Origin of the sequence: Qipengyuania aquimaris, assembly GCF_009827445.1 — a bacterium.
Lineage (GTDB): Bacteria > Pseudomonadota > Alphaproteobacteria > Sphingomonadales > Sphingomonadaceae > Qipengyuania > Qipengyuania aquimaris.
Genome location: NZ_WTYI01000001.1, coordinates 2619569 through 2635979, shown reverse-complemented (window position 1 = coordinate 2635979; position 16411 = coordinate 2619569). Strand labels below are relative to the sequence as shown.

13 protein-coding genes are annotated in these 16411 nt (G+C 57.6%); 8 read left to right on the top strand and 5 right to left on the bottom strand.

Annotation, left to right across the window (positions count from 1 at the left end):
• Positions 1-243 precede the first annotated feature (243 nt).
• Positions 244-876, top strand: coding sequence for a tyrosine-type recombinase/integrase (locus tag GRI34_RS12980; protein WP_160596293.1), 633 nt, complete (start codon positions 244-246; stop codon positions 874-876).
• 157 nt (positions 877-1033) lie between these two features.
• Here the strand turns inward: GRI34_RS12980 and GRI34_RS12975 are convergent, their stop codons facing one another.
• Entirely contained in the window at positions 1034-1627 is a 594-nt protein-coding gene (locus GRI34_RS12975; protein WP_160596292.1) for a TetR/AcrR family transcriptional regulator, read from the bottom strand.
• A 58-nt stretch (positions 1628-1685) separates the two neighbouring features.
• On the opposite strand from GRI34_RS12975, the gene GRI34_RS12970 reads away from it, so the two are divergent.
• Complete coding sequence (locus GRI34_RS12970) at positions 1686-2549, top strand: alpha/beta fold hydrolase (RefSeq protein WP_160596291.1); 864 nt, start codon at positions 1686-1688, stop codon at positions 2547-2549.
• A gap of 202 nt (positions 2550-2751) precedes the next feature.
• Here the strand turns inward: GRI34_RS12970 and GRI34_RS12965 are convergent, their stop codons facing one another.
• Entirely contained in the window at positions 2752-3837 is a 1086-nt protein-coding gene (locus GRI34_RS12965) for a sensor histidine kinase (RefSeq protein ID WP_160596290.1), read from the bottom strand.
• A gap of 477 nt (positions 3838-4314) precedes the next feature.
• Between GRI34_RS12965 and GRI34_RS12960 the strand changes: the two genes are divergently transcribed.
• From GRI34_RS12960 to GRI34_RS13450, 5 genes are all read left to right on the top strand, one after another.
• Positions 4315-5751: an alpha/beta hydrolase gene (locus GRI34_RS12960; RefSeq protein WP_160596289.1), complete on the top strand. Its 1437-nt coding sequence runs from the start codon at positions 4315-4317 to the stop codon at positions 5749-5751.
• 251 nt (positions 5752-6002) lie between these two features.
• Positions 6003-7130 carry a hypothetical protein gene (locus GRI34_RS12955; RefSeq protein ID WP_160596288.1) on the top strand — a complete coding sequence of 376 codons (1128 nt, stop codon included), beginning with the start codon at positions 6003-6005 and terminating at the stop codon, positions 7128-7130.
• 14 nt (positions 7131-7144) lie between these two features.
• Positions 7145-7684, top strand: a complete 540-nt coding sequence (locus GRI34_RS12950) for a hypothetical protein (protein ID WP_160596287.1) — start codon at positions 7145-7147, stop codon at positions 7682-7684.
• A gap of 1 nt (position 7685) precedes the next feature.
• Positions 7686-8516, top strand: a complete 831-nt coding sequence (locus GRI34_RS12945) for a hypothetical protein (RefSeq protein ID WP_160596286.1) — start codon at positions 7686-7688, stop codon at positions 8514-8516.
• Positions 8503-10053, top strand: coding sequence for a ricin-type beta-trefoil lectin domain protein (locus GRI34_RS13450; protein WP_160596285.1), 1551 nt, complete (start codon positions 8503-8505; stop codon positions 10051-10053). Before GRI34_RS12945 ends, GRI34_RS13450 begins: the two co-directional genes overlap by 14 nt.
• A 307-nt stretch (positions 10054-10360) precedes the next feature.
• On the opposite strand, the gene GRI34_RS12935 is transcribed toward GRI34_RS13450, so the two are convergent.
• From GRI34_RS12935 to GRI34_RS12925, 3 genes are all read right to left on the bottom strand, one after another.
• The gene (locus GRI34_RS12935) at positions 10361-11221 is read right to left on the bottom strand and encodes an ROK family protein (RefSeq protein WP_234028225.1); all 861 of its coding nucleotides are present in this window, start codon (positions 11219-11221) and stop codon (positions 10361-10363) included.
• A gap of 14 nt (positions 11222-11235) precedes the next feature.
• Entirely contained in the window at positions 11236-12351 is a 1116-nt protein-coding gene (locus tag GRI34_RS12930; RefSeq protein ID WP_160596283.1) for a glycoside hydrolase family 68 protein, read from the bottom strand.
• An 83-nt stretch (positions 12352-12434) separates the two neighbouring features.
• The gene (locus tag GRI34_RS12925) at positions 12435-14909 is read right to left on the bottom strand and encodes a TonB-dependent receptor domain-containing protein (RefSeq protein ID WP_160596282.1); all 2475 of its coding nucleotides are present in this window, start codon (positions 14907-14909) and stop codon (positions 12435-12437) included.
• 162 nt (positions 14910-15071) lie between these two features.
• Between GRI34_RS12925 and GRI34_RS12920 the strand changes: the two genes are divergently transcribed.
• Positions 15072-16406 (top strand): MFS transporter, encoded by a 1335-nt coding sequence (locus tag GRI34_RS12920; protein ID WP_160596281.1) that lies wholly within the window; start codon positions 15072-15074, stop codon positions 16404-16406.
• Positions 16407-16411 lie beyond the last annotated feature (5 nt).

Here is a 16411-nt window from a genome sequence, read left to right as displayed (position 1 = left end):
GAGAAGAAGCAGACTCACTGCCGCGGGGGATAGGCGCATGGTCTCTTTGGGAGAAGTTGAACTACTTGTTGATCTACGGATAGGGCCCTCGGTCGCTCGAAAGCATTGGCGAGATTTCGGGTCGATAGCAATAGGTCTGATTTCGCAGCCTATGCGGCCGAAAGGAGACTGTCTGAAACCGGCCCCAAGCAGCGACATCTCGAGCGTTACCTCCTCGGCCAATACTGGCCGAGGAGACAAACAATGGGATACTCACGATTCGATACAGCCACGCGGCATCGTCCAGCATGGAACGCTGGCAAGAACGTTGGGACAAAGCGTCCACTGACACAGAAGCAAATCTGGGCAATACGGTTTCATCTCGATCGCGAGGGACGTTTGAGAGACAAGGCGCTCTTCGATCTTGCCATCGACAGCAAGCTGCGCGGTTGCGACCTGGTGAAGATCAAGATCGGCGACGTTGTTGCAGGCGCGGATATCCGTAATCGGGCAACAGTCATCCAGCAGAAGACAAATCGTCCAGTGCAGTTCGAACTCACCGCCGATGTTCGATCTACTTTGCTAGCGTGGCTGGAACGCCGAGGCGGCTCGATTAGCGACTTCCTGTTCCCGAGCCGGGTCGACCCAGCAGGTCATATGAGCACGAGGCAGTATGCTCGCCTCGTCGATGAATGGGTGACTGCCATCGGACTTCGCAAAGCGGGATATGGTACGCATTCGTTGCGTCGGACGAAGGCAGCGATGATTCATCGCGCGACAGGCAACATCCGAGCTATCCAGATCCTGCTTGGCCATACGAAGATCGAGAACACGGTCCGCTATCTGGGCGTTGATGTTGAAGACGCCTTGTTGCTCGCGGAGCGAACTGAAATCTAACTGGAGAAGCGGTCGCTCGGCAGGCCTGATCGACCGCTTCTAAGTTGTCTCACATCAGCGTGGATCGTCCGTGATTGGGTGGGAAGCGGACCGGCTGATTTGGCATTGGCTTTGGCTATGTGCACGACCAGACATTGGCTCTTGCTAAGCGTGGCTGTCATCCCAGAAAATCCCGGCACAATCGATCAAGATGCGTTTCGATCAGCGCTTCTTGCTCCACCCAAGGAAAGTCTGGTCGAGTAAGTAAAAGCGAGACGAGGCCATGCATGCTTGCCCATGCTGACTGCGCTGCCGCAGCGGTGGTCCGGTCGTCTCCATCGAGCTCATCCTGAAAGAAGTTCTGCACGATAGAGAAGCCGTGCATACCTGCTTGATGGATAACAATACGATCTTCGTCGGTCAGGTTACGGCGTTCGAGGATGAAGGCCATTCTATAGGCATCGCTCTCCTCCAAACCGAAGCGCACGTATTCTTTGCCCATTAGCCGGAGCCGCTCGCGTGCGGAATGGTTGCTGGAGCTGACAGCCTCCATCCGATTGCGAAGTTTCAGAAATGCCCGACGTGCGACTTCGATAGCGATTTCATCCCGGCTACGAAAATGCGCGTAGAGCGAAGGTTGGCTTATACCTACGGCTTTGGCGATCTGCCGCGTCGAAACGTTTGCCATCCCCTGCCGTGCGAACAGTCGTAACGCTTCAGCGAGAATTTGCTCCCGCCGTTCGTGCGCTGGTTTTCGGATCGTTCTGGCCATGAGAAACCATCGCCGCTAGCCCTATTGACTGTCAACCTATCACTGATAGGTCCGCGGAATGCATTCTTCGCTCCAACGTATTTTTACGGCTCTGAACCGCGTGTCGCCCTGGCTGGCAGGATGCGCCGCCCACGTGCTCTTCACTACGCCGCTGAAGCCAAGGCGTCTTTCGGCAGCTGAGAAGCGATTGGCGGCCCGCGCGGATGCGAAGCTGGCCACGGCGCAAGACATCGGTTTCGTGCACGACGGCAAGCGTATTTCAGCATATCGGTTCGGTGCAAGGCAGCAGCCCGTATCTAAACGTGTCATCTTGGTCCACGGATGGATGAGCGCAGCGCGTTACATGCTCGCTATGGTCGATCCCTTGATTGAACTAGGGCATGAGGTCGTGTGCATCGATTTGCCTGCACACGGGACATCGTCCGGTTTGCGAACCAACCTTGTGGAATGTGCGAGTGCTTTGGAGGCGCTCTTATCAAAGCTTGACGGAGCTGATGTGGTTGTCGCCCACAGCTTCGGAGGCGCGGTGACTGCCTTCACACTTAGCCGGCTCAGCCCTGGAGCGCTCGGCGATAATGGCCATATTGTCCTGTTGGCATCACCCAATCGCTTGTCATCGGTCACACACGGCTTTTCACAAGCTCTAGGCATGGGCACTGCAGGACAAAGAGCATTCGAAAAGCGTCTGTGCCGGAACATCGGCACTACTCTAAGCGAGATGGACGGTAACAGGATGTACGAAGCGATCGGCTATCCGTTGAGCATCATCCATTGCATCGATGACGAAGAAGTATCCATCGAAGAATCGCGGCGTTTCCTTGAGCTTGGCGACCAAGCGGCACTGACTGAACTTAGCGGTCTAGGGCATCGCAGAATCTTGTACCACGCTGACGCTCTTAAGGCCTTGGTTAGCGTCATTTAAGCTTCCGGCCCGATGTCAGATCAACGTTCGCGGTTGACGGTGCGATCACCAACGCTCCGCGGGACGACCTTTTGATGCTGGCCGACAAGTCAATAAGGTGAGACGTCCGCAATTGGGTCGTTAGCTGCCCGTCCGCTCCAGGCACATCCTAAGCTCGGTGAAAGCGTCATCAGATGGGTGGAAAGCGGCCGTTAAATTTGATCTACCGTGCCGGAATGCGAACCAGCATGCAGCAGCCATCCTCTACCTTGTCGTGCACTTCGATGTAGCCGTCGTGAAGGTTTGCGATGCGTTGACTGATCGTAAGCCCGAGGCCTAGCTTTCCACCATCCTCGCCCTTGAAGAATTGGCTGAATATCTGATCTCGCCTTTCCGGTGCAATACCGGGGCCATTGTCCCCAACGAAAAAAAGATGTTCTCCTTCCTCTTCACGATGATGGATCGTCACCACAGGTCGTTTGCCGCCCGCATGGCATATCGAATTCTCAATGAGGTTCTGGAACAGTTGGCGAAAGAGATTCGGTTCGACTGTCGCATCGGGTAGCCGCGTAACGTGGAGACTCATATTGGCCTCCTGGATCGCCGCCGAAAGATTGAACCGCACTTCTTCCAACAGAAGGTTCAAGTCGTATTTCTGGAACTGCAGATCTTCGCTTTCGCTGATTGCGGCTTTCAGGGTCGAATTGATCATGCCTGCCATTCCGCTGGCGCTGTCTTTAAGCGCCGAGACGACCATTTCGCTCCGCTCACTCAATTGCGAGTTCTTGTCGCGCTGCAGAAGATTTAGCCCGCTGATGAAGCTGGAGACCGGATTTTTGAGATCGTGGGCAATCGAATGGGAATACAGTTTCAGCTGCGCATTGAGCCTGACAACCCTTCGCTCGCGGGCTGCGAGGTCAGTGATGTCCGTCGCGATGCAGACAAGCCGTTTGGCGCCATCGGCGGTATGGAAGACCATCTTTCGCGTTAGGAATGTGCGACGCTCGGCTTTCCAATCGGTGATCTCCTCGACAATTTCCGAAAACCCTTCGCGCAGTGCGCGTCGATCTTCGCTGAGGAAAAGTTCCGCTTCTTCGGGTTCGAAGCTTTCCACCGTGGTGGTGCCTAGAACTCCCGAGCGCATATCGGGAGCGTACAGCCCCAGAAACGCAGCATTGGCGTAAACTAGCTTACTCTCCTCATCCTTGATGAAGATGAGGTTCGGGCCGTTATCTAGGACAAACGCCAAAAGATCGTCATTATCGGCGATTGTGGGCGCATCGACACCCTTTAAATGGGAAAATGGCATTTCCGCGCCCCTCTCTCGGATTGACGCTAGATAGAAAAGTAATTCCCTTCAAGGCTTTGTCCGCTTTCGGGTCGCAAGCTGAATGTCGGCTTTTACTGTTGTGGCACCCGCAAGCGGACTGACAGCTATCGGCCCATTTGCTGTAGCTTGGAAAGTTTCGTATTGCGGCCATGCTGAAGACGCTCGATTTTTGGCAGACCTGCACTTCAGGCAAATTGAGGCCCCGACTAATTGGCTAATGATCCCCGCGACCTGGATATCGACCCGATAGTGGAGACGTTCCGATCGGTGGCCGATGTCGATGCTTTCGACAGAATGCTGGCATCCTGGGATGCACGCCTTTCGGCCGGGGCGGTGTCGGACGCGGATCGCTTCATCCCATATCTCGAAAACGCGATATCCCTTCTGGACAAGCATGACACAATGCGCGCCGAAGACCCGCTCGAGGTCGAGGTCAGCCAGGTGGCACGCGCAGCGATGGCCCTTTCTCCGGACCTTGGGGTTGCGCTGTCGAACGAAGCGGCACAGCGGCTCTTTGGGGCGACTCAGGGGCGCACCTTCGAACTGGACTGGATTGCCGAGGAATCGAGGTCTGACCTCCAATCCTTGCAGCGCAGCGCGCGCGGATCAGGTAACCGAAAACATGCGGTGATCCGCTTGCTCACCGGCGATGATTCCACGACGCTTGCTGAGGCGTTTGTGCTCTCTGTGGGCAAGACGCGACAGACCTTTCTGATCGTGCGGAGCCTCAATTCCTCGTGGGGCTCGTCGGTTGATGTTGTGCTTGCCGATGCGTTCGGTTTCACGCTTGCAGAATTGCAGATCGCCAAGTTGCTCGTCGAAGGTAAATCGCCCGCTGATGTCGCGGTGCAACGCGGCACGGGTGTCCAGACCGTGCGCACGCAGATAAAGGCGATGGTTGCAAAGGCTGGCGCACAGTCGCTGATCGATCTGGTTCGCCTGCTCTCGCTGGTCTGTGCGCGCATCACCGAACAATCGACTCTAAACGGGGTCCGCTGGGCCGACCCGTGGGGTAATCTGCGGCGAATCGAGCGGCCTGATGGATATAAGGTCGCCTATAGCTGGACCGGTGCGCCTGATGGCCAGCCTGTTTTGCTGCTTCATGGCTTGTCGCTGGGCTATTTGATGGGTGAGCGGATAGAGCGACGATTGCGAGAGGCCGGGATCAAGCTGATCGCGCCCTGCTGGCCCGGTATGGGAGGCAGCGAACAGAACCCAAAACTGTCGCTCGAGCAAGACGATCTCGTTGCTTACAGCGCAGTAGCCGATGCACTGGGATTGAAGAACTGCCTCGGTGTTGGACTGGCCACCGGGGCCATTCACCTCCTCGCTTTGGAGCGCGCGCGGCCTGAGACCTTTGGCGCGCTTCTCGGCATTTCCGACTGCTTACCGCTCACCCGCAAGCGCCTTTCGCATGCCCCTCTCAGCTTCCGCACAATGCTGCGCCTGCCGAACGTATTGCCAAAGGCGCTGGAACTTGTCGTCTCGGCTGGATTTCGCAATGTTAGACGGAAGGGCATCGATTGGTATGTAGAGCGCCGATACCATCAGTCGCCAGTGGATCGTGCCAGCTGTGACGATGTCGAGTTCGTGCCGCTCATGCGCAATTGGTGCGAATTGTCCTTCATGATGGGGCCTAAGGTATTCTGCGAGCGCGCGTCCCAGCGCTGGCGATTCAAGGAAGAGCAGCTGCTCGACCTTCCGGTTTCTGTCCATGTCTTGCTTGGAGAAGGTGAGCCGATGTTCGATGCGCCATATTTCCAGCGACTGGAAGAATCGAGCAGTGAATTGACAATCGAGCGCGTGGTGGGTGCGGGTGAATTGCTGCTGCATCAGCGACCCAAGCTGATCGCTCAGCGCATTATTGAGATGGCCGCGATCGTGCGCCGCTAGGCACGGGCCTTTGTGAAAAACCGCATTCCGCGCATGGATCATACCCACTTTTGGGTATGACACGTAGGGCGCTCGCGATTAGTAATTCCTCATTAGCTTCAATCGTTTGCGAACGGCTGTCAGGCAATGACACCAAACTAGGCCAGCTTTTGAACGTGTTCATACGAGCGGATCAATAAACGCATCCGAACAAGACAATCGTTTCGTCCTCCGCAGTTGCGCAGCGGCGATCCGGCTAGAGGAGCCCAAACATGCAAAAGAATTGGCTGCTGCTCGCCCTGAGCGTCGCTCTTTTCGCCCCGTCGGCCACTGCAAAAGCGGCATCGACAGCGGGGCGGTTCGATACGAGCATGGGCCGGTCAGGCAGCGAAGAGCCGCCGCATGCGGCTTTGGTTTACCTGTGTGCCGCTCCGGAAACCGGGAATGCGGCGGTCATCGCCAGTCTGGGCGATCCCGGCGATGGCGGCGGCACCGCCAATCTTGAGCTTACTGAATACGACTTTTTCCAGCCCTATCGCCCCGATATCCGCCGGACGCAGATTGAATTGGGCGAGAATGACGGAGGCGCTGGGACCAGAAGGTATCCGGTTCTCAGATTATTGTCTCGGACCCCCCGTGAGGCGGAGAGCATCGGACTGGTCTCGATCCTCGACAAGGGCAATCTGGACAACCCGGAGCTGGAAGATTTCGATCTGGTTGCTCAGGTGGTCGGGCCCGACAAGGCCGAACATGCTTGCGATATCACGCTGCAACAGCGCGCTCTGGCGATCAGCGGCTACGGCATCACCACCGTCTCGCAGGCCACGCTGCTGGGTGGAGCGGTGACGGACGATACGAATATCTATCTGCGTAAATGGGAGGAGGGCGGGGCCGTGGGAGCGGTTATGTCGATGCAGGTTCAGGCCATCGCCGAGACAGAAGTCGCTGACCGATCGGCCCGGATCGCATTTCTGGCGGTCGGCGATGATGGCGCGGTGGTTTCTATGGTGGTTTCGCGCACGCGAGCAGACACGGTCGGCTGGACCTATCTCAGCCGCACCCAATCGGGCGCCAGCCTCGATATTCATCGCCATCTTGCAGACCAGGTCTCTGACCGACCGGCAGGCGATTACCGCAGCACCGTGACCGTCGGCATGGACCTGCCAGAAATGCTCTGGCGGCTTGAACGGTGCAGTCACTGGACGGCCGATCAGGCGAGCGCAGAGGCAGCAGACCTGCGGCAACACGCCTTTTCTCCGCTCGCTTCGTCCTGCGAAAATCTCGCCGCAGACTTCGAAAGGGTGCGTGCCCGCTATTCCGAGCATGATTTTGCCGCCCGCGCGCTCGGCGTGTGGGATTTCGATCGAGACCGCCCGGTCAGCCGTTTGTGGACCCGTTAAACCAGGAGCCTACCATGATGAAATACCTGTCTGCCCTCGCCTTGCCCGCCGCTCTGATCGCGATGCCCGCATCCGCTCAAAGCGGTACCGATCGGCAGGAGATCAAGCTGTGCAACAACCACAATGAGACCGTTTATGCCGCCCTCGCGCTGGGAGTGGTCAATGACGAGGCGAAGATGAGGAGGGTGCCGGGTATGCCGCCATTTGCCTACGAGTATCATGGGTGGTTCACACTCGATCCGGGCGAGTGCGAAGTGAAGCGGGTCTTCAAATACGCCGATGCCGCTCGGAACGTGCTGCGGAGCTTCCACATCTACGGCGAGACGAAGGGCCTGTTTGGCGGCGCGATCAAGAAAGTCTGGGAAGGGAGCGACCATCGCGGCTGCATGAAGCGCGCGCGCGAAAAGCTATGGGTGAGCGCAAGCGTAAAAGTGGAAAACGGTCGTATCGTCGCGAACCCGTGTAACCGCTCGGACGAATTTCGTGCCGGCATGGAGAGCCTGACCGACAAGAACGGGATTGGACAACTCTATTACAATTTCGGGGGCCGATAGGATGGCGAGGCGCGTCCAAACCCTACGCCGGTCGGCCTTGCTGGTGGCAGCGTGCTTCGCGGCCGGTGCCACGCCGGCCTACGCCTCGATCGTGGACCAGTACAATTGCCTCGGCGGCGAAGATGGCGTGCTCACGGTGATGATCGCTGCGCGCGATGCGGCGCCCGCGCAGGTCCGGCTTGACGATGTCGGCATCGCAATGCTCGACCGCGCCGACACGGACCTGCAATTCCTGCCGGAGGGTGGCGCAGCGCTTTATCAAGGCGATGCAGGCTCGCTGGCCGTCATCAGCGACAAGGCGGTGCTCGAGATTCGCGGCGACACACATTTCTGCCAGATCATCGCAGAAGAACCCGAAGCCGCCTCGCTGCTGCCCAGCCTTTATTTCGACGGCAGCGGGTTCGAGTTGCGACAGCCGGGCATTGGGTCATCGCGCTACGACTTCGGAGTGTCCTCAGGCGAATTGGTGGCTGTCCTCGGCCGGTTTCTCGGCGATCCGACGGACCGCGCGGTCTATGACGAAGAGACCGCCTGTCCGGGCGAAGTCATCCGGTTCGCAGACGTGACGCTATATCTGGCGGACGATCGCTGGAAGGGCTGGACACTCGGCAGGGCAGCAGGCGACACAGCGCGCAGTGTTGCGGTCTCAGGCCCTGCCGGAGCGACCATCGGAAGCCCGGCCACCATGCTGCAATATGGCACCACCCGGTATGAAGCCAGCACGCTCGGCGATGAACGGATCGGCGACGGCGTCCATTACATCGTCGAAAATCACAATCGACGCAGCGAGATCAGCGCCATGTGGGCGGGGGAAAGCTGTGTCTTTCGGTGATCGGGCCATCCGAAAACCGGCAAATATGTTCCGAAAATCAAGGGGTAAGTTCATGTTGAACGCAAAGAAATCGGCGAACGTAATCTTTGGCATTTCAAGCGGCCTTTCGGCTGCGGCATTGATGGGGAGCGTGCCAGCGGTCGCTGCGCCAAATGGATCGAGCCAGTTGAAAGACACCATCACCGAAACCCTGGGGGCGTGCGGCGCAGAAGGGCAGCGGGCCTGCACGATCGTCGAAAGATCCGATCCGTGTGACGCGGGCCTCAAAATGACGAGGCTGATTTTCGGCAAATGCGTGTCCGACGAAGAAGAAATCGAGCCCGAAGCTGAGCGGCAATTCCGACCGGTCAGAGCAGATTCGATATCTGATGTGGACGTGCTTCGTTTTGCCCGAGCGGCCTATCACCTGCCGCACCACGATCAGCGCGATTTCGGGGGGGCGGCTGCGCCCGTCATGATCGGCTGCAATCGCGGCGACAGGCTCGAGGCTTGCGCGTCGCAAGGCGTGTGGACGGATGACAAATTGGACGACGAATACGGCCAGCTCGAATACTTCTTCACGGCAAAAAATGGCATGCAGGTTGGGCTTTATCATTACAAGGAGACCGATCAGTTCATCCTGGCCTTTGCAGGCACGAATACGAGAAAGTCCGAAGACCTGATTGAGGACGTAAAAATTGCAATTTCTGCACCTGTTGACCGGGCATTCTATACGACACTGGCACAACAGGTTGCTGCGCGCATGAATGCGCTCAACCCCGGTGCGACCCCCGACAAGCATCTGACCGTTACGGGCCATTCGCTCGGCGGATTCCAGGCACAGATTTTCGCAGCCTTGAGCAAAGTCGCTCTTTACACGACATTCAGTTCTCCCAGCGCCACTCGCTCGATTTTGACGAGCAGAATCACCCGGGCGACCAGCACCAGCAGGGGCAAGGACCTTCGCCGCGAAGGCGATAGCGTTGCCGAACTGGTGCCCGAAACCAACGGCGCTCGCATCACCTATACCGCAACGCCTTACACGGCGGGATCACCGGGCAATCGCTGGGCATGGTTCAAGGCGCAACACGACCACGGGGGATTCCTTTCGCATCTCGAAGCCGGGGGCCGGCCTTATGGCCGCGTCAATTTCAAAGGCCAGAAGCTGCGTTCTAAAAAGAAAGGTTTCCTGACGGGCGCCCGCTATTGCGTGACCGGTAACATCAACCCCTTCAACGGCTGGTTCAATGTCGGCTTGTGCACCTCGGGGGTCACCTTCAATTTCGATCGCAACGGCATGTTCCGCAACCGCCGCGTCAACGATGCCTACCAGACCTGTCTTCAGGCGGGCGGCAAAGGAGCGCGGGTGTTCATGACCCAATGCGATGGCGGATCGGATCAGATCTGGCAGCATCGCGGAACTCAGTTCCGCAACGCAAAGACCGGCAAATGCCTGGACTGGTCGCAGAACAACACGACCCACCTTATCACATGGGATTGCAACGGAGCCGTCAACCAACAATGGGAATTTTACAAGCCGACGGTGAGACGCCCATAGAAAGTGATTGCGCCGGGTAGATGATTTTGTGGGACGCTTCATTTACCTTCTGTCAGGCAAGGCGAAGACTGCTCCTGCCCAGAAACCGAGCGATTTTCAAACGGCAGCTGCTTTGCATGTCCGGTTTCCAGATCCGTGCGTCTGAAAGCGGACAGACCGCTCTCGGCCCCAAAGCTGACTTCAGGGCTAGTCTCGCTGAATGACTGAAACTGGGCCGATTGCGGACAGTCTGGTATCGGTGTCGGAGCCAGCAAACGCGGCCATTCGATCTGGTCGAGGTCGCATCAGGATTGCTAGGCCAACCGCCTTATCCGGCAGCTCTTTCTGCAAGCAGTAGGGCACCAATCAGCCCGGAGTTTTCCTCCAAACCGGGGCGCGCAATGGTGTGTCGATTGGTCCCAGGGAAATAGCTTGCGTTGAGTTGATCGGCCTCTCTGTGGATGCGGTCAAACAGGCCGCGAGTATTCATGACGCCGCCGCCAAGAACAATCATTTCTGCAGAGGTTATGGCGAAGATCGAATGGCAAAGTTGAGCGATGTATGAGGCGATTACATCCAGTGCCTCGTGATCATCGGGAAGCTCAGACAAAGAGTGGCCCCAACGTTCGATGATCGCCGGACCGCAAGCCAATCCCTCGAGGCAGTCCCCGTGGGCAGGGCATATTCCTTTGAAGCTCGTGTCGGAAGCATGGCGCCTCGGAAAGATATGACCCATTTCTGGGTGCGCGGCTCCGTGAACCGGTTTGCCGTTGATGACTAAGCCGCCGCCTATGCCTGTCCCTACTGTCACGTAGACGAGTGAGCTTGCGCTGCGGCCAGCCCCGTATCTCGCTTCGGCGAGAGCTGCTCCATTAACATCCGTGTCGAAGCCAACCGGCAAGCCAAACGCGTTCCGGAAAAAGCCAGCGACATCGCAATCTGACCACCCAGGCTTTGGAGTTGATCCGATCCGCCCCCAATTCTGGTCGGCAAGATCGATGATGGCTGGGCCGAACGAGGCAATCCCTATTGCGTCCAGAGGAGGGTGAGTGCGGAACCACGCCTCAACTTCTGCTAATGTTTCATCGGGCGAGCGGGTTGGCATCTCATGCCGCGCGATAATATCCGATGGCGAGGATGCGACCGCGAGCACGAACTTGGTTCCGCCTGCTTCTATCCCACCAAACATTCGCGGAGCTCCCATTATGCAGGCTCCAATTGCACCAGCTCACAACGATCAACGTCGATCTGTAGCCGAAGCAATGGTGCCGGAACGCCGCCAAACCGCCTCGCCAGATCCTCCGGTTTTTGCTGCTTGGACATCGTGGTGAGCCCCCAGTGATCGACAAAGCTCGATACGATCAATTCACGCGACACGAACCAGCTATATGTCTGCAACGGTTCGTCCGACGGGTTGGCGAGCACCAGTCCTGAACCGTTGAGCGGTCGATATTCGCCAAGAAGGCTGTCCGATACCATGCCGTAAAGACCGTTCGGCGCGTTGCGCAATCCCGGGCTAAAAGTTCCGCTTTGGGTAGCCCAGAACGCGTAGTATCGCCCTTCATGGAAGACGACATGTGCTCTTTCAAGCTCGTTATTCACCCCATCGGCGTGGATGATCGGTGGCAAAAGGATCCAGTCATTCCCCTGACGCCGGGCAATGCCTACAGCGCCATTGAACTCGGATTGCGCGTCTGCGAGCGAAGCAGTGAAGACGAGGTATTCCTGACCATCCGCTGGATCACGAAAATAGGCCGGGTCACGAAACGCCTTGATCTTGCCAGCTTCACCCTCGTGGGCGTCTGCCGCATGATAAAGCGGCGAGTGAGCAGAGATCGAGGGCGCCGGTCGGGTCCAATCCTTGGGCAAGCCATCGTCATCGAGCGTGCCGTGAGCTTCGAAAAGCTTCTGCTGGTAACCTCCACTCCGATCGACCGTCCCCGCAGCAGTGAAGTAGAGGCTGACCCGATTGCCAGTTTTCAACGCCGAACCCGCCCATTCGCGTTCATAGGGAACCGGCTGGTCCGGCAGGACATCACCGATATCGAGCCATGATTGGTTCTTGCGCTCCAAAAGGCGGATTTTCGCCTCGAAATGTCTTAGCGACGGGTCACCGCGGTCGGGCGCGGAGAGTGCCATCCAAAGTTCGCGACCCGTGCAATCCGCGATGCGCCCGTCCGGATCCTGAATAGGCCACATATCCCAGTATACTCGATCGTCAAGAAGTCCGTCGCGCTGGGCTTCAGTGATCACAGGAACTCGATCAACGCGATCGAGATCAATTTTGTCGACGTCGTGGGCAGTCCAAACGCTAGTCATCGAACGATCCAAGATTGAGAGTTGAAAGTGTGGGGCCGGCCAGGGGAGGAAAGTTCCGGCCGACCCCGTCTTTTGCTCCCAGATTAGAAGTCGAGGCGAACCGACGCTGTTACTGCGCGGCCGGCAATTGAACGGGCGCGGGCCAGACCATTGCCGGGGATCGATCCCTCTTCCGCTTCGGTGTAGCCGAAGACATCGAAGAGGTTGCTGGCGTTGAGCGCCAATTCGACGTTATCGATCGGACGAACTGCCAAGAAGGCGTTGACCTGCGTGTAGCCGGGCAGCTTCAGCTGATTGCTGTCCTGCGTGTAGCTGTCAGTCGTGCCGATCGCATTGACACCTACCGTGAGCAAATCGTTCTCGAACTGCGCGGTACCTTGGTAGACGAAATCAGCCTGACGGCGGGGAGTGTTCCCAATGACCGAAGCGTTGAGAGACTCCTTGATCTCGGCATCGGTCCAAGTTGCACCGCCGGAGATCGAGAAGGGACCCACGCTGTAGCTTCCTTCAAGTTCGACCCCGTACGCTTCGTAGCGGTTGTCGGTAAGAAGAAGCGGAGCGATCTCCACGTTGGTTTCCGCCGTCTCAGCGAAGAAGGCAGTGGCATAAACCCGAAGTCCTGCGCCCTGGTATTTAAAGCCGCCTTCGATCTGATCGACCTCTGCGATGACACCGCTATCGTCGTCACCGGGCAGACCGCCGTCCACCGTGCTGACTGCCGGGGAAAACAGGCTACGATCGGCAGTATGACGACCGCCGTGGCTGTAGCGTGCAAACGCCGAGAAATTGTCGGTGAGAAGATAGTTGGCGCCGATCGAGTACGAGATGTAATCGTAATCGTAATCTACGGGGCGGGTCGCATCGAACGGAAGGATGCTGGTCTGCGCTTCGGCTGGGCTGATCGAGCCATCGCCGTTGAAGTCGAACGAAGTGACGCCATTGCCGAAGCCGGAATCCGACCCGGTGATCGTGCCCTCGGCATTGCCGAAGTCATACCGGACACTTGCGTCGAACGTCAGACGATCCAATTCGAGCGAGAGTGACGCGAAAGGGGCGTAGGTTTCGTAGTTCACGTCGTAGCTGCGACGGCAACAATTGCCGAAGAAGCTTGCGCCGAACCCAACGGTCCCGTTTTGCGTAACCGTGTTGCCGCCCGCATCGAGGATGTCGACCAGCACCGAATTGCCGTCGCCTTCGACAGTTTGGGTATAGGAAGTCCACACCCAGTCGGTGTCCACATCCTGCGACGAAGCGTAGAAGCCGCCGGTAAGCGTCAACGATCCGCCTGCGAAGTCCATTTCCTTCGCGATACGAAAATCGTTGGCGATGTGATCGAGACTGTTGAGACGCACATTGAACAACACAATGTTCGTCAGCAGACCATTTCCGCCGATAGTCGCCGGATCGGCTAACTGACCCGCGTTTGGTCCAGAAGCAAACCGGATCGAAGAGCCGGCGCCGCCGATCCCGTCTGCAATCGACTGGGCATCACCGGCGCTAGCGGGGAAGGGAGACACAAAGGCACCAGAGTTATCTGCAAACCGGAACTTGTTGGTTAGCGTCAGACCGGGCGCGACTTCGAAATCACCTTCGAACCCAAGCGTTACCGCCTTCACGGACAAACCTTCATGGATATCGTAGGTCGTCGGATTGTTGCCGCCATCGAGCGAAACAGCGCTGTCGATATAGCGGCTATAAAGCGAGTCCGTACGAGGGTCGAAATTCGGGATCGCCGAATAGTTAGGATTTTCATCGGTTCCGCTTACGAAGACCGGCTGAGGAAGGATCGTCGGCGTCTTGTCGTCGAGGTATTTCGCATGGAAGCGTAGCGTTCCGTTGTCGAAAAGCTGCGTCAGATTGGCTTTGATCTGGCCGCCGTCCGAGCCGTTGTAACCTACCTCACGGACACCCTCACCAGTACGGTAGAAGCCGCCGACGTGGAAAAATGTATCGGTGCCCAGAGCAGAACCGTAGTCGAAATCGACCCGATAGGTTTCGTGGTCGAGGCCAATCGTGCCGGCAATCGCACCTCCCTCATCCTGCCCATCTTTAGAGATGAAGTTCACGATTCCGCCAGGCGAGTTGGAAGCGAACGTCGATGCCGAACCGCCGCGAACTGCTTCCACGCGGCCCACATTGCGATCTGCGCGCAGGAAGTTGTCAGCATTACCGAAGATGATGTCGCCGAATTCAAGAACCGGCAGGCCGTCCTCCTGCAGCTGGATGTAGCGAGCACCACCAGTCGAAACAGGGATGCCGCGGACGGCAATGTTGGCATTACCTTCACCGCCGGAGGCTTCCGAGCGGATGCCCGGGATCTGGCGAATAAGGTCTGCCGAGGAGCTGGGGTTCAGGTCCGCGATTGATTCGGCATCGACCGTGCTGACCGAAACCGAAGTTTCCAAGCGGTTTTGGCCGCGAGCAACCGCCGTAACAACGATAACGTCGCTCTCAAGTACGGGCTCTCCATCAGCTGCAGGAGCATCATCCTGCGCGAAAGCGGGGCTGGAAATGGCCGACAGGGCAACGCCTGCGGCAAGGGCGTGACGAAACTGCATTGGTACTCTCCCGATGTGAATTCTTTATGATTCGCTCATTAGGCATACGCTCGATACAAACGTTTGCAACACAAAAATGCAAACGTTTGCAATTCGGCGATTTGTGTGACACCTAAGCGTTGCACATCGCCGGAATGGCGGGGCTTGGAGAGGGACTAAAGGATGCTAACCGCCACAAAACCGCGGCTTTCGCTGCTTCGAATCATCGAAATGAACATCGGCTTTTTTGGCCTGCAGTTCAGCTTCGGTCTTCAGCAGGCCAACATGGGTCCGATCTACGGATTCCTGGGCGCGGAAGAATCCACCATGCCCCTCCTCTGGCTTGCCGGTCCGATGACCGGCTTGATCGTTCAGCCGATAATCGGCGCAATGAGTGACCGAACCAATTCGCGATTTGGGAGGCGTACGCCCTACTTCCTGATTGGTGCGATCATCTGCTCGATCAGCCTGCTCCTCATGCCCTACTCGAGTGCACTGTGGATGGCAGCGAGCCTCCTCTGGATCCTCGATGCCGGCAACAACATCACGATGGAGCCCTATCGCGCCTATGTGGCCGATCGCCTCGTCCCCGATCAGCGGTCTGTAGGCTTCCTCACCCAGAGTGCTTTTACCGGACTCGCACAGACACTGTCATACCTTGCACCGACATTGCTCACGGCATTTGTCGCGAAGGATGTGCTGGATGAAAACGGCATTCCCGTAATCGTGAAAATCGCCTTCATCATCGGTGCGATCCTGTCGATCAGCACGATCGTCTGGTCGGTTTGGCGCGTTCCGGAGCTTCCAATGACGGAGGAAGAAAAAGAAGACCTCGACACGAAACCGTTGACGGTCGCCGCCACCGCTGAGGAAATCGTCAGCGCGATCCGCGATATGCCAAAAGCGATGCGTCAGCTTTCTCTGGCCATGCTTTGCCAATGGTACGCAATGTTCGCCTATTGGCAGTACATCACCTTCGCTGTCGGCAGGTCGCTCTACGACACGTCAGATCCGTCAAGCGCCGCCTTCCGGGAAGCCACACTCACCACGCAGCAGGCGGGCGCTCTTTACAATTTCATCGCTTTTCTCGGAGCCCTGCTGCTGATCCCAATCGTGCGGAAGCTAGGGGCAAGGCTGGTGCATGCGATTTGCCTTACCGCTTCGGGAGCGGCGATGCTCATGATCCCGGGTGTAGAGACAACGGCTGGGCTATTCGTCCTCATGCTTGGTATCGGGATCGGTTGGGCCGGCATGATGGGCAATACCTATGTTATGCTCGCCGACGTAATTCCGCCGGAGCGCAATGGAATCTACATGGGCATCTTCAATATGTTCATCGTCATACCGATGCTCATCCAGACGCTTACCATGCCGCTATTCTATGAGCCGATCCTAGGCGGGGATCCGCGCAATGTGCTGTTGCTGGGCGGAGGCCTGATGATACTAGGAGCCATCGCGACGATGTTTGTCGACGCGGGAAGGCCCGTGCCGAAAGTCATGCAACCGCGAGCGAGCTAGGAGCA

Bases quoted from the DNA above. Each gene is read 5' to 3' on its own strand.
- GRI34_RS12980 (WP_160596293.1), top strand. From the start codon at position 244: ATGGGATACTCACGATTCGATACAGCCACGCGGCATCGTCCAGCATGG.
- GRI34_RS12975 (WP_160596292.1), bottom strand. From the start codon at position 1,627: ATGGCCAGAACGATCCGAAAACCAGCGCACGAACGGCGGGAGCAAATT.
- GRI34_RS12970 (WP_160596291.1), top strand. From the start codon at position 1,686: ATGCATTCTTCGCTCCAACGTATTTTTACGGCTCTGAACCGCGTGTCG.
- GRI34_RS12965 (WP_160596290.1), bottom strand. From the start codon at position 3,837: ATGCCATTTTCCCATTTAAAGGGTGTCGATGCGCCCACAATCGCCGAT.
- GRI34_RS12960 (WP_160596289.1), top strand. From the start codon at position 4,315: ATGGCCCTTTCTCCGGACCTTGGGGTTGCGCTGTCGAACGAAGCGGCA.
- GRI34_RS12955 (WP_160596288.1), top strand. From the start codon at position 6,003: ATGCAAAAGAATTGGCTGCTGCTCGCCCTGAGCGTCGCTCTTTTCGCC.
- GRI34_RS12950 (WP_160596287.1), top strand. From the start codon at position 7,145: ATGATGAAATACCTGTCTGCCCTCGCCTTGCCCGCCGCTCTGATCGCG.
- GRI34_RS12945 (WP_160596286.1), top strand. From the start codon at position 7,686: ATGGCGAGGCGCGTCCAAACCCTACGCCGGTCGGCCTTGCTGGTGGCA.
- GRI34_RS12935 (WP_234028225.1), bottom strand. From the start codon at position 11,221: ATGTTTGGTGGGATAGAAGCAGGCGGAACCAAGTTCGTGCTCGCGGTC.
- GRI34_RS12930 (WP_160596283.1), bottom strand. From the start codon at position 12,351: ATGACTAGCGTTTGGACTGCCCACGACGTCGACAAAATTGATCTCGAT.
- GRI34_RS12925 (WP_160596282.1), bottom strand. From the start codon at position 14,909: ATGCAGTTTCGTCACGCCCTTGCCGCAGGCGTTGCCCTGTCGGCCATT.
- GRI34_RS12920 (WP_160596281.1), top strand. From the start codon at position 15,072: ATGCTAACCGCCACAAAACCGCGGCTTTCGCTGCTTCGAATCATCGAA.